This is a genomic window from Jatrophihabitans sp. YIM 134969 (assembly GCF_054456675.1).
In genome coordinates this window covers 72,636-98,170 of the sequence record NZ_JBTJEQ010000008.1, presented here as the reverse complement: position 1 = coordinate 98,170, position 25,535 = coordinate 72,636, and the positions used below count along the sequence as shown (strand labels likewise).

Genomic DNA, 25,535 nt, shown 5'->3' with positions numbered 1-25,535 from the left:
GCGGCGGCGTCCGCCCACGCTTCGCCGGCGGACATCGTCCTCTCGAGAAGTTGTCGTGAGATGATCTTGGTCGCCGAGATGCGGACGAACGCGACCTGCGGTAGGAATCGCCCGTGGTCGCCACCGATCTCGTCACGACGTGGGTAGGCCTGTCCGCTGTGGAGCGCACGGTGGTGCGCAGCGTGTACGTCCACGACCGGTCCATCGCCGAGACCGCGCGCCAGCTGGAGCTGTCCCGCGCCGAGGTCGGCCGTGCCCTGCACACGGCCTACCGCAGCGTGGCGGCCGCGCTGCTCGCCCCGGAACCCGGTGACGCCCCACCCGCCGTCCCGCCGGTGGCCGCGGTCGCGACCACGCTGCGCCGGGTCGCCCGCGTCGAGGTCGCGTCCTGGCGGTGGGACACCTCCGACCAGTCGATGCAGTGGTCCGGCGGCATGTACGACCTGTACGGCTACCCGCGCGGATCCGTCGCCCCCACGATCGGTCGCCACCAGTCGCACAAGTACGTCGACGACCGGGTGAGCGTCGAGCGGTTGGTGCTGACGGCCGCGACCGAGCACGGTCCGGTGGTGTTCCCGCAACGCATCATCCGTACCGACGGCGCGATGCGTCCGGTGGTGATGCACGTCGTCCGGGAACCGGGCCCGGCCGAGGTCCTGGTCGGCCGCGTCCTCGCCGACCAGGTCGCCGCCTGACGCCGAGTTCCTCAGCCGCCACCGCGCGTCAGCGGGACGCGGCCGGGCGGCGCCGGCCGAGCAGGTACCCGGCCACCGCCGTTCCCGCGGCGAGGGCGGCCGACACGACGACCCGGGCCGGGAGCGCGCGAGACGGCTCCGGCGCGTGGTCGTCACGGGCCGGGCTCGCCTCGGCGGTCGGCGACCGGTCGAGCTGCTGGGCCTCCTGCACCCGGCCCGCCGACCGTGCCGCCTCGACCTGGCTCGCGGCCTCGGCGGCCCGCCGGCCGAGTTCGGCCGTCCGGGGGCCGGCGTGGAAGACGCCTCGCCGGCGCTGCGCCTCGCGGGCGGCCTCGTGGTACCCGAACCCGCTGTCACCGGACGGTCCGGCCAGCGCCGCGGTCGCGCCGGCGTACGCGCTCCGCCACGCCTCCCACCCCTCCTCGTCGTCCGGCCCCCGGGGCGCCGTGAGGAAGCGGCGTGGCTCGTCAGGGGCGTCCGGGTCCGGCAGCGCGCCGAGGAACGCCCGGCGGGCGCGGTCGAGCTCGTGCCACAGCCGGGCCCCGTAGCTGCACGCCGCGTCCAGTTCCGACTGCAGCAGCGTCACGCGGGCGCTGTCGTCCCCGGCCGCCGCCAACGCTCCCCCGAGCCGGGCTTCGTGGGCGTCCAGCACGGCCGGCATCTCGATGTCCTCCACCTCTGTCGCCTACCCCGGACGCGCGGTGCTGTCACCCCCGTGCCCGCGCCGGTGCCACTCCGCCCGGCGCGGATCACGGAGGTGACGCCGGGGCGTCACTTCTGCAGGAACGCCACCAGGGCCTCGTTGAACTGCGCCGCGTGGGTGACGTTGAACCCGTGCGGGGCGTCGCGGACGACGACCAGTTCCGACCCCGCGACAGCCTCGTGGGTACGGCGGCCTGAACCCTCGAAAGGCACCACGGCGTCGCTGTCACCGTGGATGACCAGGGTCGGCACCGTCACCGTGGTGAGGTCGTCGCGGAAGTCGGTGGTGGCGAACGCCTCCATGCAGCCGATCGCGGCGTCCTGGTCCGACTGCTGCGCGAGGGCGACCGCCTCGTCGACCTGCTGGGGGGTGGCCTCGAGCTCACCGTTCACCGAGTAGAAGTTCCTCACGAACTCGGGGAAGAACGCGTCGCGGTCGGACTTCAGCCCGTTCTCCATCTCGTCGGCCGCGGCCTGGTCCAACGGCCCGTCCGGGTTGTCGTCGGTCTTCGCCAGGTACGGCGGGACGGCCGCGGCGAACACGACGCTGCGGATGCGCCCCGCACCGTGGCGCGCGAGGTAGCGGGCGACCTCGCCGCCCCCCATGGAGAAACCGACCAGGGAGACGTCCTGCAGTTCCAACTCGTCGAGAACGGCGGCGAGGTCGTCGGCGAGGGTGTCGTAGTCGTAGCCCTTGTTCGGCTTGTCGCTGCGGCCGAACCCGCGGCGGTCGTACGTGATCGGGCGCAGGCCGGCATCGCGCAGTGGTCCGATCTGCTCCGACCACGACGCGCCGGACAGCGGCCAACCGTGGATGAGCACGACGGGACGGCCGGGGCCGCCGGGATCCTCGACGTGGACCTGCACCTTCGACAGCAGGCCGGAGTGGGCGGTGACCTCGGGCATGGGTGGTTCCTCCTGGAGTCTTCGCTGACCGGGCCGGTGTCTCCCGGCCCTCACCCTCCGTGGTGCTCGGTGAGCGCCCACTCGGACCGCCGGATCCCGCCAACTTGCGTACCGTTCGCGCCATGCGCGTGGCCGTCCTCGCCGTCGACGGCATGCTCGACTCCGGTTTCACGAGCGTGCTCGACGTCTTCTCGGCCGCCGCCGTGCTGCACGCGGAGGCGGCGTTGCGGGCGAACCCGTTCGAGGTGACGGTGGTGGCCCGGACCAGCCGCGTGCACACCGCCCACGGCCTCTCCGTGCCGGCCGTCCCGTGGGCGAGAGCACGGCAGGAGCCGCCGGACCTGCTGGTCATGCCGTCGATCGGGGTGTTCGCGCCGGCGGGTGTGGTCGACGTCGTGCGGCGCCACCCGGCGTTGGCGAGTGTCGTCGAGTGGTGCGAGGCCGGTGTCGGGATGGCCGCCGCGTGCAGCGGCACCTTCTTCCTCGCCGAGGCGGGCCTGCTCGACGGCCGCCGAGCCACGACGAGCTGGTGGCTCGCCGACGCCTTCCGCGAGCGCTACCCGGCCGTGCAGCTCGAGGACACCGAGACCGTCGTCGTCGACAACATCACCACCGGGTGCGCGGGTTACGGCCACGTCGACCTCGCACTCGCGCTCGTCGCTCAGGTGAGTCCGGTCCTCGCCGACCTCGCCGCGGCCTACCTCGTGGTCGGTCGACGGGGCGTGCAGACCGGCGTTCCGGGTGGCGCCGGGCTGGTGAACGCGCCGCCGCTCGTGCTCGCGTTCGAGCGCTTCGCCCGCGCCCACCTCGCCGACGCCTCCAGCATCGCCGACATCGCTGCGGCGATCGGGACCAGCGAGCGCACCCTGCAACGGTCGACGGCCGACGCGCTGGGGATGAGTCCGCACGCCTACCTCCAGGAACTACGCCTGCAGCAGGCGGTCGACCTGTTGATGACGACCGAACGCAGCACCGCCTCGGTGGCCGAGGCGGTGGGGTACCGCAGCGCCGACGCCCTGCGGGCGCTGCTGCGTCGTCGCCGGGGCACGAGCGTGCGGCGGACCCGCGCGGGTGGTTGACGCCCACCCACCTCTCACGACCTGGATCGACCCGGCAGCTCCAGGCCGTAGTGCGCCAGCTTGCGGTAGAGCGTGGCGCGCGACAACCCGAGCGCCTCGGCGGCCTCGGTGACCGTCACGCCCGGTTCGGTGAGGCAGCGGACGATCTCCTCCCGCTCCACCCGCTCCAGGCGGGACATCGGGCGCGCCCGCCCGGTGAAGATGTCCGCGGGCAGGTGCGCGGCCTCGATGACGTCGGTGCGGGTGGCGGCTCCACGCACCACGGCGCGCAGCTGGCCCGCGTTGCCCGGCCAGTCGAAGCCGAGCAGGACGTGGCGGGCGCTGGGGGCGAAGGCGATGTCCCGGCGCCGCTCCTGGCGGGCGAAGTCCGCGGCCAGCGGCAGGATGTCGGCCGGGCGCTGCCGCAGCGGCGGGATCTCGACGACCGCGCCGACCCGCTCGACCAGCGGGCGCGGGATGTCGTCGAACGAGGCCTCGGCGATCACCAGCGGCGCGGGGGTCCCGACCGCCCCCACCGCGGCCGCGAACTCGTCGGCCGCCCAGGCGGGCAGGCCGGCGAGGCCGCCGGCGAGCAGGGTCGTCCCGCGGACCGCGAGCTCCGGCGTCCACCTGGCCAGCCACGCCGCGGCGTCGTCGTCCGGCTGCCACCGTGCGCGCACGATCTGGTGACCGGGGCGGACGTCGCGCAGCGCCCGGGCCGCGGCCGCGCCCTTGCCCGCACCCCGTTCCCCGACGAGCGCGACCACCCGGCCGGCGAGCATCGCCTCCCGGACCTTGGCGACGGCCTGGCGCCACGGCCGCGACGAACACGGATCGGGTCCGGGGCCGGGCCAGCCGTCGACGACCATCCGGTAGACCTCGCCGCGGTGCAGCTGCGAGGTCGTGGCGCTGCCGGTGCGGGCCTGCATGAGCGCCGACGTCGTCCCCGCGGCGGCCTGGGCCAGGGCGAGCAGCAGTTCCGACGACGCGTCGGACCACGTCGTGAGGTTGATCGTGCCGGCGAGCTCGCCGCCCGGGGCGGTGACGGGGACGGCCGCACACGTGTACGCCCGCAGCTCCGCGCAGAAGTGGTCACCCGCCCGCACCAGCGACGCCGCGCGGTCGGCCAGCGCGAGAGCCAGGCCGTTGGTACCCGCCGCCCGCTCGTCGAACCCGAAGCCGGGGGCGAGGTGGACCCGGTCGAGCGACCGGGTGATCGTGGCGTCCTCACAGATCCGCAGCAGCACCAGGCCGTCCGCGTCGGTGGCCATGAAACTGATCGGTTCGTTCGCGACGGTGCGGGCGAGGCCGTGCAGGACCTCCGAGCCGCACTCGTAGAACAGACTCTCGCTGTCGACGTCGCCGACGAACACCGGGCTGGGCCGGTCGAGCGGGACGCCGTAGCCGCGGCTGCGTTGCCACGACGCCCGCAGGCGCGCGGGTGCGAGCGTTCCGGGGGCGTGGTGGTCCTCGGGGGTGCGGCCACCGGCCGGCAACAGGTCGCGCGGCGACGGACGTGGACCTCGGTGCGCCACGGCACCCCCCGTTCCTCGTCGAGCGGTCGGTGTCCCTGACTGTAGGTCGATCGGGGTCCGGGCGACAGCCTCCGTTTCCGGTCCGTGACGCGCGGGAGACGGCGGCGTCTCACTTTGAGACACGCAACGGGTTCCGTGTCCTGGTGATCACTCCTAGCGTCCCCTCTCACCGCACGCGCCAGACCTGCCAACGGAGGCCCGATGTACAGCAAGGACGGAACCGACTACTTCATCGTCGACGCGCATGTCGCCTTGTGGGATGCGCGTGAGGACAACCAGCGCAACGTGCACGGCAAGCAGTTCATCGACTGCTTCTACGACTACCACCGCAACCTCTCGCCGGAGTCCGAGGTGTGGACGTACGACGAGTACCTGTACCAGGGCGGTGACCGCCTCATGAAGGACCTGTTCGAGGACGGGTACGTCGACCACGCCATCTTCCAGCCGGCGCTGCTCACCGAGTTCTACGAGCGCGGGTTCGGCCAGACGCGTGAGGCGTTCGAGCTCGCGGAGAAGCACCCCGACAAGCTCACCTACAACCACGCCTTCGACCCGCGCTTCGGCGAGCAGGGTCTGCAGCAGTTCCGCCGCGACGCGCAGGAGATGCACCTGCAGGGCGTCAAGCTCTACACCGCCGAGTGGCAGGGCGAGTCGCGCGGCTACAAGCTGACCGACCCGTGGACCTACAAGTACCTCGAGGCGTGTCAGGAACTCGGCGTCAAGAACATCCACATCCACAAGGGCCCGACCATCCGGCCGCTCGACCGCGACGCGTTCGACGTCGCCGACGTCGACCACATCGCGACGGACTTCACCGACCTCAACTTCATCGTCGAGCACTGCGGGCTCCCGCGGCTCGAGGACTTCTGCTGGATCGCGACGCAGGAACCCAACGTCTACGCGGGTCTCGCGGTGGCGATGCCGTTCATCCACACCCGGCCGCGCTACTTCGCCCAGATCATCGGCGAACTCTTCTACTGGATCGGCGAGGAGCGCATCTTCTTCTCCTCCGACTACGCGATCTGGACGCCGAAGTGGCTGGTCGAGCGGTTCGTCGACTTCCAGATCCCCGACGACATGACGGAGTACGCGCCGCTCACGACCGATCAGAAGAAGAAGGTCCTCGGCCTCAACGCCGCCGCGATCTACGACATCGACGTCCCCGAGCACCTGCAGGTCACGCCGGCGCCGGAAGAGGTGCCCCAGCCCGCGGTGGCGGCGGCGGTATGACCGCCGTCCTCACGTCGGTGCGCGACGCGGTGGTCGCCGCGCTCGACACCGTGCTGGACCCGGAGCTCGACGAACCCGTCACGGACCTGGGGTTCGTCCGCTCGGTGGAGGTCGACGTGCACGGTGCAACGGTCGTCCACCTGCGTCTGCCGACCTCGTTCTGCGCGCCGAACTTCGCATGGTTGATGGCGGGCGACGCGCGTGAGGCGGTGGCCGAGGTCCCCGGGGTGACGGCCGTGACCGTCGAACTCGACGACCACCACGACTCCGACCTCATCAACGCGGGCCTGGCCCGCGGCGACGACTACAAGGGGACGTTCGGTCACGAGGCGGAGGACAGCCTGGACGAGCTGCGGTTGGTGTTCCGGCGCAAGGCCCACGTGGCGGCGATGGAACGGGCTCTGACGTCGTGGCTGCACGCCGACGCGTCGCGCTCGGAGACCGAGGTCGCGCAGGTGACCCTGGGCGACCTCCCACCGGGTCGGGAGCACGACGCGTTGCTGACGCGCCGCGCGTCGCTGGGCCTGTCGCTCGCGCCGTCGGCGCCCGTGCTCGTCGAGCCCGACGGCACGGCGGTGGCGCCGGCCGACGCGGTCAAGCGACTGCGGATGGCCCGCTCGGTCCGCATCAGCATCGACGGCAACGCGCACTTCTGCCGCGGTCTGCTGCAGACCCGCTACCCCGGCTCGGAGGCCGACCAGGCCCCACGGGCCGACGGTGACGGCGCCGCCCGCCGCACCCTCCCCCTGCTCGCAACTCCCGGAGGTTCCCGCTCATGAAGGCCGTGCGCATCCTCGGATACCACAACGACGTCAGCCGGGACATGCGCCTGGACGACGTCCCGATGCCGGAGATCACCGGCCCGCACGACGTCATCGTGCGGATCGGGGCTGCCGGTGTGTGCCGCACCGACATCCACGTCATCGAGGGGCAGTGGGCGCCGAAGACGAACGTCGTGCTGCCGTACACGATCGGCCACGAGAACTCCGGCTGGGTGCACGCGGTCGGCAGTGCCGTCACGAACGTGGCCGAGGGCGACAAGGTGATCCTGCACCCGTTGGTCACCTGCGGCCTGTGCCGCGCGTGCCGGTTCGGTGACGACGTCCACTGCGAGAACAGCGCCTTCCCCGGCATCGACACCGACGGCGGCTACGCCGAGTACCTCAAGACCTCGGCCCGCAGCTGCGTCAAGCTCGACCCCTCCCTCGAACCGAAGGATGTTGCCGCGCTCGCCGACGCCGGCCTCACCGCGTACCACGCGGCGACCAAGGCCGCCCGCCGGTTGCGGGCGGGTGACCGCTGCGTCGTCATCGGGGCCGGAGGTCTCGGCCACATCGGCATCCAGGTCATGGCGGCGATCAGCCCGGCCGAGCTCATCGTGGTCGACCGCAACCCGGACGCCGTCAAGCTGGCCCTCGAGATCGGCGCCACGCACGGGGTGGTCGCCGACGGCACCCAGGTCGAGCAGGTCATGGAGTTGACCGGCGGCCACGGCGCCGAGGTGGTCATGGACTACGTCGGCGAGGGCGGTTCGACGGCGCAGGGCCTCGCGATGACCCGCCGCGCCGGCGACTACATGATCATCGGGTACGGCGAGAACATCGACGTCCCGACCATCGACCTGGTGTCGACCGAGATCAACATCGTCGGCAACCTCGTCGGTTCGTACAACGACCTCGTGGAACTCATGGCGCTCGCCGCCCAGCAGAAGGTCCAGTTGCACACGGCGACGTACGCGCTGGACGACTACGCCACGGCGATCGGTGATCTGCAGGCGGGCCGCGTCCGCGGTCGCGCCATCCTCATCCCCTGACCACACCCCGCTCGTGGCGGATTCTGTGTCTTCCTGCGGCCTGACGCCGCGGAAGTACACAGAATCGGCCGGGGGAGGGGCGCGGTCGGGCTGTTCAGTGAAGAGCAGGAGAGCAGCATGAAGCGTCTCGTCGCACTCGGGATCTCGATCGGGGTCCTCGCCGGGCTGTACACGTTCGTCGCGTTCAGCATCACGCACATCGGGAGTTGGACCGCACCGTTCTCGGTGTGGATCGGCTTCGCCGCCTGGGCCATGTTCTACGCCAAGGGCGGTGGCATGACGGGTCTGCGCGTCAGCGGCGCCTCGACACTGTCCGGAGCCGTCTGGGGGTGGCTGATCGCGGCCGCCTGGCTCGCCGTCACCGGCGCCTCGACCGGGCAGCACACGTCGTTCGCGCTGCTCGGGATCGCCGTGGCCGTCGGGGCTTTCGCGATGTGCGTGCAGGCCTCGGTACCCGCGCTCGGGTTCATCCCGGGTGCGTTCGTCGGAGCGGCCAGCTACTTCGGCCTGCAGGGCGCGGCCGGGTTCTCCGGGCCCGGCTTCTGGACGGTCGTCGTGTCGATCATCGGTGGCACCGTGCTCGCCTTCCTGTCCGAGAAGGGCGCGGACGTCATCGAGAAGATGCTCGGCCTGCCCGCCGGTGACCCGGAGCAGGCCGGCGGCTCGCACCAGACGCCGAACCGCGAAGCCCACGCCTGATGAGCGAACCGTCCCTCCCCGCACTGCAGCGCCACGACCTCGGCGCGTTCGAGTTGGCGAGCGGGCACACGTTGCCCGAGGCGTTCATCGCGTACCGCACGCTCGGCACGCTGAACAACGCCAAGGACAACGTGGTGCTGCTCCCGCACATGTACTCCGGCACCTCGGAGTTCATGACGGCGTTCGTCGGGGAGGGGCGACCGCTCGACCCCTCGAGGTTCTTCTTCGTGCTGCCCGGCCAGTTCGGTGGTGGGGAGTCGTCCTCGCCGAGCAACACCCCGCTGCCGTACGACCGCGGGGCCTTCCCCGCGGTGGCGACCGGCGACGACGTCCGCGCCCAGCACCGCCTGCTCACCGAGGTCTTCGGCGTCGAGCGCCTGGCCCTGGTGAGCGGGTGGTCGATGGGCGGTCAGCAGACCCTCGAGTGGGCGGTCCGCCACCCCGAGATGGTCGAACGTGCGGTGCCGTTCGCCGCGACCGCCCGCAACCCCGACCACTGCCGGGTGTTCTGCGACCTGCACATCGACGCGCTGCGCAGCGATCCCGCGTTCGCCGACGGTTTCTACGCCGACCGTGCCGACGTCCACCTGGGTCTCCGCCGGCACGCTCAGGCCTTCGCGCTCATGGGTGCGAGCTCGCACATGTACCGCGCCGAGGTGTGGCGCGAACTGGGCTTCGGCTCGCTGGACGGCTTCGTCCAGGGGTTCCTGCAGGGGTACTTCCGCCCCATGGACCCGAACGACCTGCTCTGCCAGGCCCGCAAGTGGCGCAACGCGGACGTCGGGGCGGTCACCGGCGGCGACACCGTGGCCGCGCTCGGTCGGATCACCGCCGCGGTCACGGACGTCGCGTTCACCGGCGACCTGTTCTTCCCGCCGGAGGACATCCGCGCGGACGCCGGGAAGATCCCCGGCGCGGAGTACCGCGAGATCGGCAGCGTGTGGGGGCACTTCAGCATGTTCAACCTCCGCGAGGCCGACACCGCCGAGATCGACGCGGTCTACCGCGATGCCCTCGCCTGAACCGTTGCACATTGCATCGAACCCGTCCTCAGGAGGAACCCCTGCATGCCCACGCCCACCGACGACAACCGCGAGTTGCTCACCGTCATCGCCTACATGCGCGCCGCTCCCGGCAAGCGTGAGGAGCTGAAATCGGCGCTCGCCGCGCTGGTACCGACGACGGTCGCCGAGGACGGCTGCGTCAACTACGACCTGCACCAGGGCACGGAGGACCCCGACTTCTTCACGTTCTACGAGAACTGGCAGTCACCGGCGAAGCTCGACGACCACCTCGCCGCGCCGCACCTGGTCGAGTTCGCGGGCCGCCTCGGTGACCTGCTCGACGAGGGCGGCCTCACCATCAACCGCGTGCAGCGGGTGGCATGACCGACGTCCGGATCGTCGGCCCCGACGAGCGGAGCGGGAACACCGGGCAGACGCCCGGCGGCCTCCACCGCTTCGAGGCGGTGTCGAACGCGCTCACGGGCTCGCAGCGGATGTGGATGGGGTACGCCGTGCTCGACCCGGGCGGGCTCACCGGCGTCCACCACCACGGCGAGTCCGAGACGGCCATCTACATCGTGTCCGGCGTCACCCGCTGGTGGGTCGGTGACCACCTCGACGAGGTCCGCGAGGCGAAGGCGGGTGACTTCGTGTTCATCCCTCCTGGCATCGTGCACTGGGAGCAGAACGCGAGTGAGACCGAACCGGTCGAGATGATCGTCGCCCGCAGCACGCAGGAGGCGATCGTCGTGGCCGTCGAGGACCACCCGCACGCCCCGCCCCACGCCCGCTGACCCCGCCACAGGAGACCGTCTTGATCTTCATCACCGCGAAGTTCCTCGTGAAGCCCGAGGACGCCGACGCCTGGCCCGAGATCAGCCGCGCGTTCACCGAGGCCTGCAACGCCGAGCCGGGCTGCCGGTTCTTCGAGTGGTCGCGCAGTGTGACCGACCCGAACCAGTACGTGCTCATCGAGGCCTTCGTCGACGGCGACGCCGGCGCGGCCCACGTGAACTCGGACCACTTCAAGCAGGCGCAGCGCGACCTCCCGCCCCACCTGCAGGCCACACCCAAGATCATCAGTCAGGACCTCGACCAGGACGACTGGAACGACCTCGGCGAACTCGCCGTCGACTGACCCCACCCCCGCACGACGGGGGTCCGACTTCGCGGTTCGTCGGCCACCACCCGCGAACTCGGACCCCTGTCGTGTGGGTGCGCCTGCGTCGGGGCGTCACCACCGGTCCCAGTGGATGACCTCCTCCGGGTCGGGGCGGCGGGCGGGCCGGAAGTCGGTGCCGCGGGTGAAGGCCAGCGGGGTGAGGACGGCCTGGGCCACGGTGTCGTACGGGATGCCGAGGATGTCGGCGATCTCGCGTTCGCGGGCCAGGTGCATCGAGGTCCACGCGGTTCCCAGGCCGCGTGCCCGGGCGGCGAGCATGAAGCTCCACGTGCCGGGCAGGACGTTGCCGAGCCCGGCGGCGGCCGACGCCCGGTCGCGGCCGCGGTTCACGGCGAGCACCAGGGCCGGCGCCCGGCCCATGTTCTCGCCGAGGAAGTCGGCGGACCGGGCCACCTTCTCCTGCTGCGCCCGCTCGGCCTCGGACGCCGCGGGCCGGTTCAGCGGGTGACTGGCTGACGCCTTGTAGCCCGCGTACACCCGCCCGTAGACCTCGCCGACCGCCTGACGCAGCGACTCGTCGGTGACGACCACGAACCCCATCGTCACGATGTTCGAGCCGCTCGGTGCCTGCAGCGCCAGGGCGACGCACTCGCGGATGAGCTCCCGCGGCACCGGCCGGTCGAAGTCGAGGCGCCGGCGCACGGCGCGGGTGGTCGAGAGCAGCTGGTCGGGATCCAGTGGCAGCAGGGTCACGGGTCCCGACGGTAGGCGCGTCCCCACGTCCCAGGTCGGTCGGACACAATGCGTCGGTGACCCTGCTCGACAGCGACCTGCGCGGCGTCGACCTCACCGCGGTTCCCACCGCGGACCTCCTCGCCGCCGCAGCGGCGGTGCGTGACACCGCCTTCGGCACCCGCGTGACGTACTCGCCCAAGGTGTTCATCCCGCTCACCCGGTTGTGCGCGGACCGCTGCGGCTACTGCACGTTCGCCGAGGCGCCCCGCCACCTGCCGTCGGCCTACCTCAGCGACGACGAGGTGCTGGCGATCGCCGCCGCCGGTGCCGAGCAGGGCTGCCACGAGGCCCTCTTCACGCTCGGCGAGGACCCGGAGCGCCGGTACCCGGAGGCGCGCCAGTGGCTCGACGCGCACGGGCACTCCTCGACCATCGACCACCTGCTCGCCACGGCCGGACTGGTGCTGGCCGAGACCGGGCTGCTGCCGCACGCCAACGCAGGCGCGATCTCCCGTGACGACCTCGCCCGCCTGCGGGCCGTGGCGCCGTCGCAGGGGATGATGATCGAGTCGCTGCGTGAAGATCTCGCCGCGCACCGCGGCGCTCCCGACAAGGTGCCCGCGCGGCGCCTCGCCACCCTCGACGCCGCGGGCGACCTCGCGATCCCCTTCACCACCGGGATCCTCGTCGGCATCGGCGAGGACGAGGCCGACCGGGTGGCGGCGCTGGAGGCCATCGCCGCCAGCCACGCCCGCTTCGGGCACGTGCAGGAGGTGATCGTCCAGAACTTCCTGCCCAAGCCCGGGACGGCCATGCGTGACGCCCCGCCCTGCCCGCCCGAGGAGCACCTGCGGGCGGTCGCGCTCGCCCGCCTGATCCTGCCGCCCGACGTCCACCTGCAGGCCCCGCCCAACCTGTCCGACCTCGACCAGCTCCCGGACCTGCTCGGCGCGGGCATCGACGACTGGGGCGGCGTCTCGCCGGTCACCGCCGACCACGTCAACCCCGAACGACCCTGGCCCTCCCTCGATCTGTTGCGTGGTGCAACGGAAGCGGCCGGGTTCGAACTCGCACCCCGGCTCACGATCTACCCGGAGTTCGCGGCGGATCCGGCCCGCTGGCTGGCCGAACCCACCCGGTTCCCGGTGCTCGACCGGTCCGACGCCGCGAGCCTCGGCCGCGACGATCCCGGCGCCACCTGGCCGGAACGCCACCGCGACGCCGCCAACGTCGGCACCGGGGCCGAGGTCGTCCAGGCCGGCCGTCGCTCCACGGCCTGGTACTCGGGCGCCGACGCCACCCCGCCGACCATCCTGCCCGGGAACCCCGCGGCGCGCGGCGAGGTCGCGGCCGTCCTGCGTGCGGCCGAGAGCGGCGAACAGCTCGACGAGGACGCCCTCACCGTGCTCCTGCACGCCCGCGGCCGGGAGGTGGCCGCGGTGGCCGAACTCGCCGACGAGTTCCGGCGCCGCGCCGTCGGTGACGACGTCACCTACGTCGTCAACCGCAACATCAACTACACCAACGTGTGCACCTACAAGTGCACCTTCTGCGGCTTCTCCAAGGGGCCGCTCTCGCTCAACCTGCGCGGCACGCCCTACCTGTTGACCTTCGACCAGATCGCCGATCGGGTACGCGAGGCGGCCGAGCTCGGTGCGACCGAGGTGTGCCTGCAGGGCGGCATCCACCCCGAGTTCGACGGCAACTTCTACGTCGAGGTCACGCAGGCGGTGCACGCGGCCGTACCGGACATGCACGTCCACGGGTTCACGGCGCTCGAGGTGACCGAAGGGGCGCGCCGGCTGAACGAACCGCTGGAGTCGTACCTGACCCGGCTGCGCGACGCCGGCCTGAAGACCCTGCCCGGGACGGCCGCCGAGATCCTCTCGGACGACATGCGGGCCATCCTCTGCCCCGACAAGATCACCACGCAGGAGTGGCTCGACGCCCACCGCACCGCCCACGGCGTCGGTCTGCGCAGCAACGTCACCATGATGTTCGGCGCGGTCGAGACCCCGCGGCACTGGGCGAAGCACTTCGTGGTCACGCGCGACCTGCAGGCCGAGACCGGCGGCTTCACCGAGTTCGTCGGGCTCCCGTTCGTGCACATGGCCTCACCGATCTACCTCAAGCGGCGGGCACGACGAGGACCGACGTGGCGCGAGGTCGTGCTGGTGCACGCCGTGGCCCGGCTCGCGTACGACGGCTTCATCCCGAACATCCAGGCCTCGTGGGTGAAACTCGGACCGTCGGGTGCTGCCCAGCTGCTGCGCGCCGGTGTCAACGACCTCGGCGGCACCCTGATGGAGGAGAACATCAGCCGCGCCGCGGGCGCCACCCACGGTCAGACGCTCGACGTCGCCGGCCTGCGGTCGATCGCCGAGTCCGTCGGCCGCCCGGTCGTGCAGCGCTCGACGATGTACGGCGAGGTCGCCACCCCCGCGTAGCACCCCGGGCCGCGAGTTCGCCGGGCGTTCACCCGGCTGCTCTACGTTGCGTCCCGTGTTGGAGGACGTCCGCGAGTACATCGACCGGTTGCGCATCGAGGGTCACCACGTCGGCGAGGACCACGACGACGACCCCGTGCTGCTCGACGCCTCGGGCCGGGCGGTCGACACCTGGCGGGAGAACTACCCGTACGACGAGCGGATGAGCCGCGAGGAGTACGACCAGACCAAGTACCTGCTGCAGGTCGAGCTGCTGAAGTTCCAGCACTGGGCGTCGGAGACCGGCGGCCGTCACGTCATCGTGTTCGAGGGTCGCGACGCCGCCGGCAAGGGCGGCACCATCAAGCGGTTCATGGAGCACCTCAACCCACGCTCGGCGCGGGTGGTCGCGCTGGTCAAGCCGTCGGAACGCGAGCAGCAGCAGTGGTACTTCCAGCGTTACGTCGCGCACCTGCCGGCGGGCGGGGAGACGGTGCTGTTCGACCGCAGCTGGTACAACCGCGCGGTCGTCGAACGCGTCATGGGCTTCGCCACCGACGACGAGTACGAGCTGTTCATGCGCCAGGCGCCCGAGTTCGAACGCATGCTGGTCGACAGCGGCATCCACCTCACCAAGTTCTGGTTCTCGGTCACGCGGTCGGAGCAGCGCACCCGTTTCATCATCCGGCAGGTCGACCCGGTCCGGCAGTGGAAGCTGTCGCCGATCGATCTCAAGAGCCTGGACAAGTGGGACGCCTACACCGCCGCCAAGGAGGAGATGTTCCGCCGGACCGACACCGACGCCGCTCCCTGGACGACGATCAAGTCCAACGACAAGAAGCGCGCGCGCGTCAACGCGATGCGTTTCTTCCTGGCGCAGTTCGACTACGACGGCAAGGACGCCGCGGTGGTCGCCACCCCGGACCCGCTGTTGGTGCAGCGCGGCATCGAGGCCGTCGGCGACTGACCGCGGGCGTCACCGCCCCGGCGTGAACGCGTGCAGGTAGAGCTGCACCAGGTGACGCCGCAGCACCTCGGTGACCGGCGCACCGGCCTTGGCCCACCAGGTCGCGGGGCGGGCCGCGCTGGCGACCGTCAGCAGCACACGGTCGTCGGGCTCGTGGCTGACGACGAACGACTCCTCGCCGCGCTCGGGGTGACCCGCCAGGGTGCCCAGGCCGTAGCCGAACCGGCGGGGTTCGTCGACGGTCCACACCACCCGGCAGGGCGCGGGCACGGCGAGCTTCCCCGGTCCGTACGCGAGCACCACGTCCGCGCCCTCGGCGATCTCGGCCCGGTCGACGGCCACGTGCAGGCCGGCCCGGGTGTGCACCTGCCAGTGCCGCACGCGGTGGACCAGTTCGGCGAACTCCGCCTCGCCCCGTCCGATCTCGACGACGTGGCGCTCGACCGCGCCGCCCTCACCTCGGGTGACACCGACGTCGGGGGCGGTCACCGCCAACGCGGCGAGGCGGGCGGCGTCGTCCGTGGAGAGGTGGTGCGGTTCGCCCCGCCGGGCACGGCGGCGCCGTCCGAGCACCGTCCAACCCCCGGTGCGGGCCTCGCCCGCGGGTTGCGGGAGCAGGACGTTGCCAGGGTTGTCCGCGGTCGGCTCACCCCGGAACACGGCGAGATCCACGAGCGGTCCGACGATCCGGTCGTAGATCGCGGGCATGAACCGGAAACCCAGCTTGGCGATGCCGTTCGCCGGTCCGACCTCGACGATCCGGCGCGGCCGGTCGAGCAGCTTCACCGCGGCGGCCGCCACGCGCTCCGGCGCGACCACCGGCGGCGGCGGGAAGCCACCGCGCCCGGCGAAGTTCGCGGCCTGGTCGTAGATCGGGGTGTCGATGGCGCCCGGGGACACGATGCAGACGTGCACGTCCCTCGCGTCGCGGGTCTCGAGCTGGAGCACCCGGGCGAGCCCGTGCTGCCCCCACTTGGCGGAGTCGTAGACCCCCATCCGCGGCGTGGCGATCTGCCCCAGCAACGAGTTGACGACGACGAGCGTGCCGCGGGCCTGACGCCGGAACACCGGCAACACGACGCGGGCGAGGTTGGCCGTACCGGACAGGGCCGTGCTCGTGACCCGGTCGAACACCTCGGCGGGCACGTCCTCGATGCGGCCGTAGGCCATGGTCTGCGCCGCGTGGACCACGGCGTCGAGTCGCCCGTGCCGCACGACCACGTCGGTCACCAGATGCTGCAGTGCCGGTTCGTCGAGGATGTCGACGGCGTGCTGCTCGGCGTTTCCCCCGAACTCGGCGTGTGATCCGACCGCGGCCGTCGTGCGGGCCACCAGCACGACGTGGTCGCCGGACGCCGCGAGACGCCGCGCGGTCGCCCGGCCGATGCCGGAGGTCGCCCCGGTCACGAGGACGACGCGGCCGGTCACCGGAGGTCCAACACGGCCGACGCGACCTTCAGGCCGACCCGGACGCTCCGGCCGACCGTGCGCCCGACCCGCGCGCCGATCCACGAGACCGGGTCGGTCGTCCGGGCGATCTCGTCGAACGCGCCGTGGGCGCCGTGGTCGTGGGTGTCGTCCGACGGTGAGTCGAGGTTCTCCGCTGCACGGGGCAACGGATCGTCGCTGCGTTGGGCGTCGTAGGAGGTCCGGGCGAGGTACCAGTCGACGACCGTCGGGGCCAGCCGGTTGCCCAGCACCGAGAGGGCGGTCGGGGTCCCCACCCAGGCGTCGTGCCGCGGCCGGAACGCGACGTCGACGATCACCCGCGCCGGCACCTCCGGCTGGTAGAGCGGCGCCACCGGCATGGGGTGCCGGTCGTCGTCGCCGTGCACGGCGTTCCAGTCGAACTGCGGGGTGTTGACCCCGGGCAGCGACACCATCGACACCGTCACCGGACTGTCGTCGGCGAGCAGCTCGGCCCGCACGGACTCGGTGTAGCCCTTGATCGCGTGCTTGGCGCCGCAGTACGCGGCCTGGTACGGGATCCCGCGGTGGGCCAGGCTGGAACTGACGTTGACGATGGAGCCCGCGCGCCGCGGCCGCATGTGCCGCAGCGCCGCGCGCATGCCGTGCACCTGTCCGAAGTAGGTGACCCGCGTGATGCGGTCGAACTCGTCGTCGGTGAGGTCCCAACTGGTCGACAGCGCACCGACGAACGCGTCGTTGACCCAGAACGCGATCGGCCCGAGCTCGGCCTCGACCCGCTCGGCCGCGGCGTCGACCGCGGCCGGGTCCGCGACGTCGCAGACGACCGCCAGACCGCGGCGTCCCTGCTCCTCGACCTCGGCCACGGCCGCGGCGATGCCGGCCTCACCGCGGGCCAGGACGGCGACGTCGACGCCGCGTTTCGCGAACTCCCGGACGACGGCGCGGCCGATGCCGGCTGAGCCCCCGGTGACGACGGCGACGGGTGCTGGGCTCATGTTCGGCTCCTCGTGGAATGGCGGTGCAGGTCTACGGTGGTGCAGATGGCAACGGTTCGTCGTGACATGTCAGCGAGTCCCGACCAGGTCTGGGAAGTCCTGAGCGACGGCTGGCGGTACAGCAACTGGGTGGTCGGGACCTCCCACATGCGCTCGGTGGACGCGCACTGGCCCGAACCCGGCAGCCAGCTCGAGCACGCCACCGGGGTCTGGCCGTTCGTGCTGCGCGACAGCACCGAGGTCGAGGCCGCCGAACCCCCGTCGCGGCTGGTGTTGATCGCGCACGGTGGCCCGTTGGGCGACGCCCGAGTCGCCCTCGACGTCGAAGCGACGGCCACGGGCAGCCGCGTCGCGATCACCGAGGTGCCCGTCTCCGGGCCCGGCCGGCTCATGCGCAACCCGGTCGGTCACGCGCTCATCGACCGCCGCAACGTCGAGACCCTCGCCCGTCTGGCGGTGCTCGCCGAACACCGCCAGCCGCCTCAGCCGTCCTGATCCGGTGGTCCCCGGTCAGGGGGTCGGCATGCCGCCGGTGGCGGCGAGCGTCTCCCCCGTGACGTAACTGGACTCCGGCGAGGCGAGGAACACGTAGATCGGCCCGAACTCGGCGGGCTGCCCCGGACGGCCGAGGGGTGTCTGCCCGCCGAACTCGGGGATGGCGTCGTCGGGCTGGCCGCCGGACGGCTGCAGCGGTGTCCACACCGGACCGGGGGCGACGACGTTGACGCGGATCCCCTTCGAACCCAACTGCTGCGCCAGCGCCTTGCTGAAGGTGTTGATGGCCGACTTCGTCGACGCGTAGTCGACGAGGTTCGGCGACGGCGAGTACGCCTGCACCGACGAGGTCGTGATGATGGAGGCCCCGGGCTGTAGGTGCGGCACCGCCGCCTTCACCAGCCAGAACAACGCGTACACGTTGGTCTTCATCAGCGAGTCGAAGTGCTCGCTCGGGATGTCGGTGACCGACTCGAACGCCTGCTGCTGCCCCGCCACGATCGTGAGGATGTCGAGCGACCCGCACTCCTGCAGGGCCTTGGCGACCAGGTCGACGCACGCCTGCTCGTCGCGCAGGTCGCCCGGCGCGTCGACCACGGTGACGTCCTCGGCGCCGAGCAGGTCGAGCACCTCGCGGGCGTCGGCCTCCTCGCTCGGCAGGTAGCTCAGGACGACGTTCGCACCCTCGCGGGCGTAGGCGATGGCCGCGGCCCGGCCGATGCCGGAGTCGGCGCCGGTGACGATCGCGGTGCGCCCGGCGAGGCGACCGGATCCGCGGTAGCTGGTCTCGCCGTGGTCCGGGGTCGGGTCCATCTTGCGCGCGAGGCCGGGCGCGTTCTGGGGCTGCTCGGGGAACGGCGGAGTCGGGTAGCGGGTGGTGGGATCGGTCCACGTGTACTGATCGGGCATGTGGAAGGCCTGCCCCGGTGAGCAGAGGGCTCACACATGCGCCGGAACGGGCATGACGTCGTCATGCCGATGAGTTCCCAGGAGGGAAAGTCCTGGATCCGCGCCCGGGTCGACGAGCTGGCCCAGCAGTACGGCCCGCTCGAGGTGGTCGACGTCGGCCCCGGCGTCGGGACGTACGCCAAGCTGCTCGCCGGTCCCGGTGTCGCCCACATCACCGGGATCGAGGTCTTCGAGCCGTACGTCGAGACCTACCGCCTGCACGAGTACTACGACCGGATCGTGCTCGGGGACATCCGCACGACACCGGTGCCGGCGTGCGACGTCGTGGTCCTCGGTGACGTCGTCGAGCACATGAGCGAGGCCGAGGCCGTCGACGTCTGGGCCGCGGCCACCCGCGCCGCCCGGCACGCGGTCTACCTGTCGATCCCGGTGGTCCACTACCCGCAGGGTGAGATCGAGGGCAACCCGCACGAGGTCCACGTGGTCGAGGACTGGGACCACGAGGCCGTCCTCGCCCGGTTCGAGGGCATCGGCGCGTTCGAGACCGGCCGTGAGGTGGGGGTCTACGAGCGTCGGATGGACTCGACCGGAGACTGATGTCAGGGGGGGTGGGGGGGTGGGTACGGTTCCCGTGTCACCCCGTGCCGGTCCAGACCAGGCCGCCTCGCCGGGATGGCTCGTCGCCGGAGTTCCTGCCTGCCTCGCCCACGTCGGTGTGTGCGGTTCACGCCCCGGTGTGGGAGGAACCCTCGGTTGCGGGTCGCCATCATCGCGTCCAGTCGCTATCCCGTTGCTGACCCGTTCGCCGGCGGGCTGGAGTCGCACGTCTGGCACCTGACCCAGCAACTGGCCGGACGCGGTCACCAGGTCTCGGTGTTCGCCGCCGAAGGCTCGAGGACCACCGCGAACGGAGCCCGGGTGGAGGCCATCGTGCCCGCGGCGCCCCGCTTGTCACGGGAGGCGCGCGCCGACGTCTCGATGCCCGCGGAGTGGGTGATGGCGGAGCACCACGCCTACCTGCGGTTGATGCTGGACCTCGCCGGTTCCCGCGGTGACGACTTCGACGTCGTCCACAACCACAGCCTGCACCACCTGCCCCTCGCGATGGCCCCGGCGCTGCGCCGTCCGATGCTCACGACGTTGCACACGCCACCGACGCCGTGGCTGGAGTCGGCGCTGCAGACCCGCTACGGCCGCACCCCGGGCCGGTTCGTCGCCGTCAGCGCCCACACGGCGCGTGCCTGGCAGCAGTCGGCCGGTCCGGTCGAGACCATCGCCAACGGCGTCGACCTGGCCGCGTGGCCCGAGGGTCCGGGCGGCGGCCCCGCGGTGTGGTCGGGGCGGTTGGTGCCGGAGAAGGGCCCGCACCTCGCCGTCGAGGCGGCGCGGGCCGCGGGTGTCGACCTGGTGCTGGTCGGCCCGCGCTCCGACGAGGACTACTTCGAGTCCCACATCGCTCCGCAGTTGGACGAGCACGTCACCTACGCGGGCCACCTCGGCCGGGCCGATCTCTCGCGCCTGGTGCGGCACGCCTCGGTCTCCCTGGTCACGCCGTGCTGGGACGAGCCGTACGGGCTCGTCGTGGCCGAGTCGCTGGCGTCGGGTACGCCCGTGGCGGCGTTCCGCCGCGGCGGGATCCCCGAGATCGTCGACGAGTCCTCGGCGGTGCTCGCGGCTCCCGACGACGTCGACGACCTCGCTCGCGCGATCCTGTCCGCCCGGTCGCTCTCCCGCGCGGACTGCCGGGCCCGGGCGGAGGAGGTCTGCTCGCTGGCGGTCATGACCTCGCGGTACGAGCAGGTCTACGAGCAGATCGCCGCGTCGTGATCGGGTGGTACGTGCACCACCAGGGGCGCGGCCACCTCACCCGCGCCCGGTGCGTCGCCCCGCTGCTGGACGAGCCGGTGGTGGGGTTGTCCTCGCTGCCCGACCCCGGCGGGACGTTCGACGACTGGGTGCGCCTGCCGCCCGACGACCTCGCCACCGATCCCGGCGACCACACCGCCCACGGAGCGTTGCACTGGGCACCGGTGCGGGACGCGTCGTCCGCGGCCCGCATCGCCGCCCTCACCGCCTGGATCGCCCGTGACCGGCCGCGTGCGGTCGTGGTCGACGTCTCGGTCGAGGCGGCCGTGGCCTGCCGACTGGCCGGCGTCCCGGTCGTGGTGGTGGCGCAACCGGGCGACCGGTCCGACGACGTCCACGCCTGGGGCTACCGACTCGCCGACGCGATCATCGCCCCGTGGGCGCAGGAGGTCTACGCCCCGGAGTGGCTGACGCCGTGGAGCGACAAGACCGTCTACACCGGGGCGATCTCCCGGTACGACGACCGGTCAGGGTCCACCCGGTCGCGGTCCGCCCGCTCGCAGCCCGGCACGGTCGCCGTGCTGTCCGGCGCGGGCGGACGGTGGGCCGACGACGCGCGGCCGCCCTCCGACCTCGGCGCGTGGCGGTGGCAGGTCCTGGACGCCGCGACCGGCTCCGACGATCCCTGGACCGCGCTCTGCGACGCCGAGGTCGTGGTCTCGCACGGCGGCCTCAACGCGGTGGCCGAGGTCGCGGCCGCCCGCCGCCCCACCATCGTCATCCCGCAGGCCCGCCCGTTCGGCGAGCAGCAGGAGACCGCCCGAGCGTTGCACCAGGCATCGATCGCCGTGTCGACCCCGACCTGGCCGGCTCCCGGCGAGTGGCCGGCGTTGCTGGCCGCGGCCACGGCACTCGACCCCGCCGGGTGGGCCCGGTGGTCGCCCGGTGACGGTGCGGCGCGGGCCGCGGACGTCGTGCACCGCGTCGCCACGGGCGGTCCGCCGTGGTGACCGTGGCCGTGGTGACGCCCGTGGCCGGCCGGCGGGAGCACCTGCGCCGGCAACGTGACGGGTTGCGGGCCCAGACCCGCGTTCCCGACGTGCACGTGCTCGCCGCGATGGGCGAACCGAACCTCGCGGCCGACCTCGACCACGACGTCCCCCCCGCGGACGTCGCCGACGTCCGCCTCCCTCCGTCCGGTCGGTTGCCGGTCGCCGGGGCCCGCAACGCCGGAGCGGTGGTCGGGCTCGCCGACCACGCCGACATCCTGATCTTCCTCGACGTCGACGTCATCCCCGACCGTTGTTTGGTGCAACGGTATGTCGACGGACTCGCCCGGTGCGAGCGACCGACGGTGCTCTGCGGCCCGGTGGCCTACCTGCCGGAAGGGGTCACCGACCCAAAGGAGTTCGCCGACCACCCGCCGCACACCAGCCGTCCGGTCCCGCCGCCGGGGGAGATCGTGCCGATGACCGACCTCGACCTGTTCTGGTCGCTGTCCTTCGCGGTCGACCGCGAGACCTGGCGCCGGAGCGGCGGTTTCGACGAGGGCTACGACGGCTACGGCGGCGAGGACACCGACTTCGCCCAGCAGGCCGCCGCGGCCGGGGTCGAGTTCGCCTGGCTCGGCGGTGCGGTCGGCTACCACCAGTACCACCCGGTGTCGGACCCACCCGTCGAGCACCTCGACGACATCCTGCGCAACGGCCGCCGGTTCGCCGAGCGGTGGGGGCGGTGGCCGATGGCCGGTTGGCTCAGGGCGTTCGAGGCGCAGGGGTTGGTACGCCGGGTCGGAGCGGGTTGGGAGCGGACCCCGAGCCGCTGAGCACGGGGAACAGTCGGTCCAGCGCCACACCGTGCCGGGCGGCCCGGTTCGCGGCGCGGGCGGCCGTCACCTCGACGCCCGGCACGACCACCCGGCCGGCCCCGTCGGACTCGGCCTGGTTCACCACGGCGTCCAGCGTCGCAGGGTCGACTCCCGCGGTGACGTCGACCCGCGCCCGCCACGGCGTCCGTTGCATGATGCACCGGTCCACCTCGCCCACCACGGCGTCGGGCAGCGCATCGGTGGCGGCCTCGGTCCAGCGCTCGTGGTCGGCACCGCTCCCGCCGACGAGGTCGACCAGGACCCGCGGGGCGGTGGGGAACGAGCCGGTGCCCCGCGCGGCACGGTCCGGGATACGTCGCGCCAACACCGCGGCCTCGCGGTCCTTCTGGGCCCGGCGGTCGGCGTCGTCGCCGCGATCGGCCCAGTCCGGGCCGTCGTGCCACGCGACGGCGTCGCGGCGGTGGGCGAGCACGGCGCCCGCGGTGTACGCCCGGTGCGCGAAGTCCCAGTCCTCCCCGCCGTAGGCCGTGAACGTCTCGTCGAAGCCGTCGACCGCGGCGTACAGGTCGCGGTGCACGGTGAGCACGGCGCTGATGACGAACCGGTAGGAGCGGGCGTCGACGTCGAGCAGGTCGCGGCTCGCGGCGTAGGCGTCCCGCAGCCATCCCGGTTCGGTGAGTTCGGTCGGGGGCGGGGTGCGGCCGGCGAACCAGTCCAGGACGTCGGTCGGCCCGAACCCGGTGAGGTCGGCGTGCCGGCGCCGTCCGACGACGAGCACGTCGGAGGCCACGGCGGGCAGCGCGCTCGCGGCCGCGACGTACCCGGGCTCGGGAACCGTGTCGCCGTCGAGGAAGCACAGGACGTCACCGTCGGCGACGCTCGCGCCGAGGTTGCGGGCGGCCGCGGCCCGGAAGCCGCGGTCCTCCTGCCGGACGAGCGTGACGTGCGGCGGGACGACCGGCGGTTCGGGGGAGCCGTCGTCGGTGACGACCACCTGCAGCCGCGCGGCCGGGTGGGTCTGGGCGTCGAGCGCCGCCAGGACGAGGGCGAGTCGCCCCGGGTCGCGGTAGTGCAGCACGACGGCGGTGACCTCGGGCGGCTCTTCGGGCTCGGGCAGCAGGTCCCAGCGGTTGGCCGCCACGACAAGGGTCCCGCCCACCCGCACCGGCGCGCTCACGCGTCCCACCCGGCGAGGAAGGCGTCGCGCCGCGCGGCGACCTCGGTGACCGACGGTCCGGGCGCGGGGCCGGTGATCCAGGTGGAGGCCGGGTCGGCGAACGCGGCCCGCAGCGCGGGGGCGAGGTCGTCGTAGCGCAGGAGGCTGCGGTCGTCGCCGATCTCGCGGGTGTACGGCACGTCGGGCACGAGGGGTCGCCGGCCGCAGCTCCACCAGGTGGCGATCGACGCCGACGCCGAGACCACGCGGTTCGGAGCCACGGCCATGGTCACCGCGCCCGCCCACGCGGCGAGGTCGTCGTCGGGCAGGAACCCGGTGACGAGCACCTCGCGGCCGCGCCGGGCGAGGGCCGCCGCCAGGTCCGCGTGACCGTCGGCCGGGCGTCCGAGGCACACCAGCGGCACCTCCGCCGGGAGGTCGGCCATGGCGGTGAGGACCTCGTCGTGACCCTTGCCGGGATAGAGGAAACCCAGCACCCCGACCGAGCGCTGTGGCGCCCCGACGGGTCGGGCCGGGCGGGCCGTGGGCGGCGGGACGGGGATGGGGAGCACGGCCACCCGGGGGTGGGCGGGTGCGATCGCCGCGAGGCGACGGCGTTCGGTCTCGCTGCACACGAACACGGCGTCGGACCGTTGCATGATGCCTCGGTACACCGCGGCGCGGCGCTCGGCCACCGGGCCGTCACCGTCGAACGGCACGTCGTGCAGGGCCGCGGCGACCCGACCGCCGCGGGCGTGGACGGTGTCCAGGGCCCGGGCCACGGCCGGCCCGCTGACCTCGGCCGTGCGTCCCCACAGCCGGTCGGTGACGTCGAGGACCACCCAGGAGCCCGGGGGCGCGTCCGCGGGGTCGTCGAGGACCGGCCAGCCGGCGGTCGTCGCGAGGGCGCGGGCGTGGCGCACCACGCCGTGCTCGGCCGGGCCGACCACGAGGGCGACGGCCTTCACGAGGCGTACGCCGCCGCGTGCACCGCGCGGACGTGCTCCAGTTGCCTGCGCCGCCACTCGGGCGGGGCCGCGGCGGGCGCGGGCGCCGCCACCGCCGTGGCGACCGCACGGCGCAGGGCCGCGAGGTCGGGGCCCGCCACCTCGTCGACCGGGTAGGTGACGACCCGGTCCCACTGCTCGGACGCGTACCCGACGGCGGGGGCGACCACGGTCGTGCCGACGTCGTGGCACGCCTCGACCCAACCCGAGTGCGTGCCCCACCGGTGCAGCTGCACCGACACCGCGAGCCCGGTGAGGTAGGCACGCAACTCGTCGTCGTCGAGCCGTTCCCGTACCGCGACCGTGACGTACGACCGGCCGGCGAGGGCGGCCCGCAGCGCCAGCGTGCGCGGATCGTCCTCGACCTCGGTGTGCACGCCGACCTCGAGTCGGCCGCCCGCGTCGCGGGTGCCCTCGGCGACCGCCAGCAGGGCCGGGACGACGTCGTCGCCGAGGTTGGTCCGGTACGACTTGAGGTGGACGCCGACCAGCCCGGGCTCGGGCTCGACCGGCGCCGGGCCGGTGAAGATCGCCGGGTGGTCGACGACGGTGGCCTCGCGGCCGAACCGGCGCCGGATCTCGGCGGCCGCGCCCGGGGTCAGGGTCAGCACGACGTCGGCCGCCCCGACCAGCACCGCGAGCTGCTGCAGGTGGCGGTCGGCGTCGCGCAGGTGCGGGTTGCGCAGGTCGTGGACCGTGACGACCAGGCGGGTGCCGCGGCCGCGGGTGACCTCGGTCCAGCGGGCCAACTGGTCCGGTGCGACGTGGTCGAACCCGAAGTGGACGTGCACGACGTCGGCCGTGACCGCCGTCGCCTGCCAGACCTCGGGGTCCCAGAGCGGGTCGGGGGCCCACGGTCCGTCGGGGGTCGCGCGGCCGACGTGGACGACGCCCTCGGGGACGACGGCGTCGACGTAGGGGTGGGTGGTCGGGAAGGTCACGACGTCCACACCGTGTCCCTACCCTCTCCCGGCCCCCGCCACCCTTGACCTGGGCCGGGCCTGCACATAACGTC

Annotated in this window: 27 protein-coding genes; 17 read left to right on the top strand and 10 right to left on the bottom strand. The window is 72.9% G+C overall.

Going from position 1 to position 25,535, the window contains the following annotated elements; translation table 11 throughout:
- Positions 1 to 113 precede the first annotated feature (113 nt).
- Complete coding sequence (locus ACXR2U_RS06640; protein ID WP_458824164.1) at positions 114 to 695, top strand: PAS domain-containing protein; 582 nt, start codon at positions 114 to 116, stop codon at positions 693 to 695.
- A gap of 28 nt (positions 696 to 723) precedes the next feature.
- Here the strand turns inward: ACXR2U_RS06640 and ACXR2U_RS06635 are convergent, their stop codons facing one another.
- A complete protein-coding gene (locus tag ACXR2U_RS06635; protein WP_458824163.1) occupies positions 724 to 1,371 on the bottom strand; it encodes a hypothetical protein in 648 nt (215 codons plus the stop codon).
- Between the two features lie 95 nt (positions 1,372 to 1,466).
- Positions 1,467 to 2,303 carry an alpha/beta fold hydrolase gene (locus ACXR2U_RS06630; protein WP_458824162.1) on the bottom strand — a complete coding sequence of 279 codons (837 nt, stop codon included), beginning with the start codon at positions 2,301 to 2,303 and terminating at the stop codon, positions 1,467 to 1,469.
- Positions 2,304 to 2,425: 122 nt separating this feature from the next.
- On the opposite strand from ACXR2U_RS06630, the gene ACXR2U_RS06625 reads away from it, so the two are divergent.
- On the top strand, positions 2,426 to 3,382 hold the full coding sequence (locus ACXR2U_RS06625) for a GlxA family transcriptional regulator (protein WP_458824161.1): 957 nt from the start codon (positions 2,426 to 2,428) through the stop codon (positions 3,380 to 3,382).
- A 14-nt stretch (positions 3,383 to 3,396) separates the two neighbouring features.
- Here ACXR2U_RS06625 and ACXR2U_RS06620 read toward each other — a convergent pair whose 3' ends face one another.
- Positions 3,397 to 4,896, bottom strand: coding sequence for an AAA-type ATPase lid domain-containing protein (locus ACXR2U_RS06620; RefSeq protein ID WP_458824160.1), 1,500 nt, complete (start codon positions 4,894 to 4,896; stop codon positions 3,397 to 3,399).
- 201 nt (positions 4,897 to 5,097) lie between these two features.
- Here ACXR2U_RS06620 and ACXR2U_RS06615 point away from each other — a divergent pair, with 201 nt between their 5' ends.
- The 8 genes from ACXR2U_RS06615 (at position 5,098) to ACXR2U_RS06580 (ending at position 10,780) form a co-directional block, all read left to right on the top strand.
- Positions 5,098 to 6,126 (top strand): amidohydrolase family protein, encoded by a 1,029-nt coding sequence (locus ACXR2U_RS06615; protein ID WP_458824159.1) that lies wholly within the window; start codon positions 5,098 to 5,100, stop codon positions 6,124 to 6,126.
- Positions 6,123 to 6,905 carry a metal-sulfur cluster assembly factor gene (locus ACXR2U_RS06610; RefSeq protein WP_458824157.1) on the top strand — a complete coding sequence of 261 codons (783 nt, stop codon included), beginning with the start codon at positions 6,123 to 6,125 and terminating at the stop codon, positions 6,903 to 6,905. Before ACXR2U_RS06615 ends, ACXR2U_RS06610 begins: the two co-directional genes overlap by 4 nt.
- Complete coding sequence (locus ACXR2U_RS06605) at positions 6,902 to 7,939, top strand: NAD(P)-dependent alcohol dehydrogenase (protein WP_458824156.1); 1,038 nt, start codon at positions 6,902 to 6,904, stop codon at positions 7,937 to 7,939. Before ACXR2U_RS06610 ends, ACXR2U_RS06605 begins: the two co-directional genes overlap by 4 nt.
- Positions 7,940 to 8,056: 117 nt before the next feature.
- Positions 8,057 to 8,638 carry a DUF1097 domain-containing protein gene (locus ACXR2U_RS06600; RefSeq protein ID WP_458824154.1) on the top strand — a complete coding sequence of 194 codons (582 nt, stop codon included), beginning with the start codon at positions 8,057 to 8,059 and terminating at the stop codon, positions 8,636 to 8,638.
- Positions 8,638 to 9,660 (top strand): alpha/beta fold hydrolase, encoded by a 1,023-nt coding sequence (locus tag ACXR2U_RS06595; RefSeq protein ID WP_458824153.1) that lies wholly within the window; start codon positions 8,638 to 8,640, stop codon positions 9,658 to 9,660. The genes ACXR2U_RS06600 and ACXR2U_RS06595 overlap by 1 nt, the downstream gene beginning before the upstream one ends.
- A 45-nt stretch (positions 9,661 to 9,705) precedes the next feature.
- Entirely contained in the window at positions 9,706 to 10,026 is a 321-nt protein-coding gene (locus ACXR2U_RS06590) for a putative quinol monooxygenase (protein WP_458824152.1), read from the top strand.
- Positions 10,023 to 10,436 (top strand): cupin domain-containing protein, encoded by a 414-nt coding sequence (locus tag ACXR2U_RS06585; protein ID WP_458824151.1) that lies wholly within the window; start codon positions 10,023 to 10,025, stop codon positions 10,434 to 10,436. The genes ACXR2U_RS06590 and ACXR2U_RS06585 overlap by 4 nt, the downstream gene beginning before the upstream one ends.
- Before the next feature lie 20 nt (positions 10,437 to 10,456).
- Positions 10,457 to 10,780 carry a putative quinol monooxygenase gene (locus tag ACXR2U_RS06580; protein ID WP_458824150.1) on the top strand — a complete coding sequence of 108 codons (324 nt, stop codon included), beginning with the start codon at positions 10,457 to 10,459 and terminating at the stop codon, positions 10,778 to 10,780.
- A 96-nt stretch (positions 10,781 to 10,876) separates the two neighbouring features.
- Here the strand turns inward: ACXR2U_RS06580 and ACXR2U_RS06575 are convergent, their stop codons facing one another.
- On the bottom strand, positions 10,877 to 11,518 hold the full coding sequence (locus ACXR2U_RS06575; RefSeq protein ID WP_458824149.1) for a nitroreductase family protein: 642 nt from the start codon (positions 11,516 to 11,518) through the stop codon (positions 10,877 to 10,879).
- A gap of 56 nt (positions 11,519 to 11,574) precedes the next feature.
- Here ACXR2U_RS06575 and ACXR2U_RS06570 point away from each other — a divergent pair, with 56 nt between their 5' ends.
- Positions 11,575 to 13,947 carry a bifunctional FO biosynthesis protein CofGH gene (locus tag ACXR2U_RS06570; protein ID WP_458824148.1) on the top strand — a complete coding sequence of 791 codons (2,373 nt, stop codon included), beginning with the start codon at positions 11,575 to 11,577 and terminating at the stop codon, positions 13,945 to 13,947.
- Between the two features lie 55 nt (positions 13,948 to 14,002).
- Entirely contained in the window at positions 14,003 to 14,893 is an 891-nt protein-coding gene (ppk2, locus tag ACXR2U_RS06565) for a polyphosphate kinase 2 (protein WP_458824147.1), read from the top strand.
- A gap of 9 nt (positions 14,894 to 14,902) precedes the next feature.
- Here ppk2 and ACXR2U_RS06560 read toward each other — a convergent pair whose 3' ends face one another.
- Together ACXR2U_RS06560 and ACXR2U_RS06555 are read right to left on the bottom strand one after the other, a co-directional pair.
- Positions 14,903 to 16,300 carry a DUF1990 family protein gene (locus tag ACXR2U_RS06560; RefSeq protein ID WP_458824146.1) on the bottom strand — a complete coding sequence of 466 codons (1,398 nt, stop codon included), beginning with the start codon at positions 16,298 to 16,300 and terminating at the stop codon, positions 14,903 to 14,905.
- A 17-nt stretch (positions 16,301 to 16,317) separates the two neighbouring features.
- The gene (locus tag ACXR2U_RS06555; protein WP_458824145.1) at positions 16,318 to 17,319 is read right to left on the bottom strand and encodes an SDR family oxidoreductase; all 1,002 of its coding nucleotides are present in this window, start codon (positions 17,317 to 17,319) and stop codon (positions 16,318 to 16,320) included.
- Between the two features lie 45 nt (positions 17,320 to 17,364).
- Between ACXR2U_RS06555 and ACXR2U_RS06550 the strand changes: the two genes are divergently transcribed.
- Positions 17,365 to 17,814 (top strand): SRPBCC family protein, encoded by a 450-nt coding sequence (locus ACXR2U_RS06550; RefSeq protein WP_458824144.1) that lies wholly within the window; start codon positions 17,365 to 17,367, stop codon positions 17,812 to 17,814.
- Positions 17,815 to 17,829: 15 nt separating this feature from the next.
- Here the strand turns inward: ACXR2U_RS06550 and ACXR2U_RS06545 are convergent, their stop codons facing one another.
- A complete protein-coding gene (locus ACXR2U_RS06545) occupies positions 17,830 to 18,723 on the bottom strand; it encodes an SDR family oxidoreductase (RefSeq protein WP_458824143.1) in 894 nt (297 codons plus the stop codon).
- 63 nt (positions 18,724 to 18,786) lie between these two features.
- Here ACXR2U_RS06545 and ACXR2U_RS06540 point away from each other — a divergent pair, with 63 nt between their 5' ends.
- From ACXR2U_RS06540 to ACXR2U_RS06525, 4 genes are all read left to right on the top strand, one after another.
- Positions 18,787 to 19,320 carry a class I SAM-dependent methyltransferase gene (locus ACXR2U_RS06540; RefSeq protein WP_458824142.1) on the top strand — a complete coding sequence of 178 codons (534 nt, stop codon included), beginning with the start codon at positions 18,787 to 18,789 and terminating at the stop codon, positions 19,318 to 19,320.
- A 156-nt stretch (positions 19,321 to 19,476) separates the two neighbouring features.
- Positions 19,477 to 20,550 carry a glycosyltransferase family 4 protein gene (locus tag ACXR2U_RS06535; protein ID WP_458824141.1) on the top strand — a complete coding sequence of 358 codons (1,074 nt, stop codon included), beginning with the start codon at positions 19,477 to 19,479 and terminating at the stop codon, positions 20,548 to 20,550.
- Positions 20,547 to 21,539, top strand: a complete 993-nt coding sequence (locus ACXR2U_RS06530; RefSeq protein WP_458824140.1) for a glycosyltransferase — start codon at positions 20,547 to 20,549, stop codon at positions 21,537 to 21,539. Before ACXR2U_RS06535 ends, ACXR2U_RS06530 begins: the two co-directional genes overlap by 4 nt.
- Positions 21,540 to 21,550: 11 nt before the next feature.
- Positions 21,551 to 22,354, top strand: a complete 804-nt coding sequence (locus ACXR2U_RS06525) for a glycosyltransferase family 2 protein (RefSeq protein ID WP_458824139.1) — start codon at positions 21,551 to 21,553, stop codon at positions 22,352 to 22,354.
- Here ACXR2U_RS06525 and ACXR2U_RS06520 read toward each other — a convergent pair.
- The 3 genes from ACXR2U_RS06520 to ACXR2U_RS06510 are packed head-to-tail and all read right to left on the bottom strand — an operon-like array spanning position 22,284 to position 25,470.
- Positions 22,284 to 23,534 (bottom strand): glycosyltransferase, encoded by a 1,251-nt coding sequence (locus tag ACXR2U_RS06520; protein ID WP_458824138.1) that lies wholly within the window; start codon positions 23,532 to 23,534, stop codon positions 22,284 to 22,286. The genes ACXR2U_RS06525 and ACXR2U_RS06520 overlap by 71 nt on opposite strands.
- A complete protein-coding gene (locus ACXR2U_RS06515; RefSeq protein WP_458824137.1) occupies positions 23,531 to 24,481 on the bottom strand; it encodes a glycosyltransferase family protein in 951 nt (316 codons plus the stop codon). The genes ACXR2U_RS06520 and ACXR2U_RS06515 overlap by 4 nt, the downstream gene beginning before the upstream one ends.
- Positions 24,478 to 25,470, bottom strand: coding sequence for a hypothetical protein (locus ACXR2U_RS06510; protein WP_458824136.1), 993 nt, complete (start codon positions 25,468 to 25,470; stop codon positions 24,478 to 24,480). The genes ACXR2U_RS06515 and ACXR2U_RS06510 overlap by 4 nt, the downstream gene beginning before the upstream one ends.
- Positions 25,471 to 25,535: the final 65 nt, after the last annotated feature.

What these genes read in the sequence shown, in the direction of transcription:
- ACXR2U_RS06630 (WP_458824162.1), bottom strand. Translation starts at nt 2,303, where the DNA reads ATGCCCGAGGTCACCGCCCACTCCGGCCTGCTGTCGAAGGTGCAGGTC.
- ACXR2U_RS06625 (WP_458824161.1), top strand. Translation starts at nt 2,426, where the DNA reads ATGCGCGTGGCCGTCCTCGCCGTCGACGGCATGCTCGACTCCGGTTTC.
- ACXR2U_RS06615 (WP_458824159.1), top strand. Translation starts at nt 5,098, where the DNA reads ATGTACAGCAAGGACGGAACCGACTACTTCATCGTCGACGCGCATGTC.
- ACXR2U_RS06610 (WP_458824157.1), top strand. Translation starts at nt 6,123, where the DNA reads ATGACCGCCGTCCTCACGTCGGTGCGCGACGCGGTGGTCGCCGCGCTC.
- ACXR2U_RS06605 (WP_458824156.1), top strand. Translation starts at nt 6,902, where the DNA reads ATGAAGGCCGTGCGCATCCTCGGATACCACAACGACGTCAGCCGGGAC.
- ACXR2U_RS06600 (WP_458824154.1), top strand. Translation starts at nt 8,057, where the DNA reads ATGAAGCGTCTCGTCGCACTCGGGATCTCGATCGGGGTCCTCGCCGGG.
- ACXR2U_RS06595 (WP_458824153.1), top strand. Translation starts at nt 8,638, where the DNA reads ATGAGCGAACCGTCCCTCCCCGCACTGCAGCGCCACGACCTCGGCGCG.
- ACXR2U_RS06590 (WP_458824152.1), top strand. Translation starts at nt 9,706, where the DNA reads ATGCCCACGCCCACCGACGACAACCGCGAGTTGCTCACCGTCATCGCC.
- ACXR2U_RS06585 (WP_458824151.1), top strand. Translation starts at nt 10,023, where the DNA reads ATGACCGACGTCCGGATCGTCGGCCCCGACGAGCGGAGCGGGAACACC.
- ACXR2U_RS06555 (WP_458824145.1), bottom strand. Translation starts at nt 17,319, where the DNA reads ATGAGCCCAGCACCCGTCGCCGTCGTCACCGGGGGCTCAGCCGGCATC.
- ACXR2U_RS06550 (WP_458824144.1), top strand. Translation starts at nt 17,365, where the DNA reads ATGGCAACGGTTCGTCGTGACATGTCAGCGAGTCCCGACCAGGTCTGG.
- ACXR2U_RS06545 (WP_458824143.1), bottom strand. Translation starts at nt 18,723, where the DNA reads ATGCCCGATCAGTACACGTGGACCGATCCCACCACCCGCTACCCGACT.
- ACXR2U_RS06540 (WP_458824142.1), top strand. Translation starts at nt 18,787, where the DNA reads ATGCCGATGAGTTCCCAGGAGGGAAAGTCCTGGATCCGCGCCCGGGTC.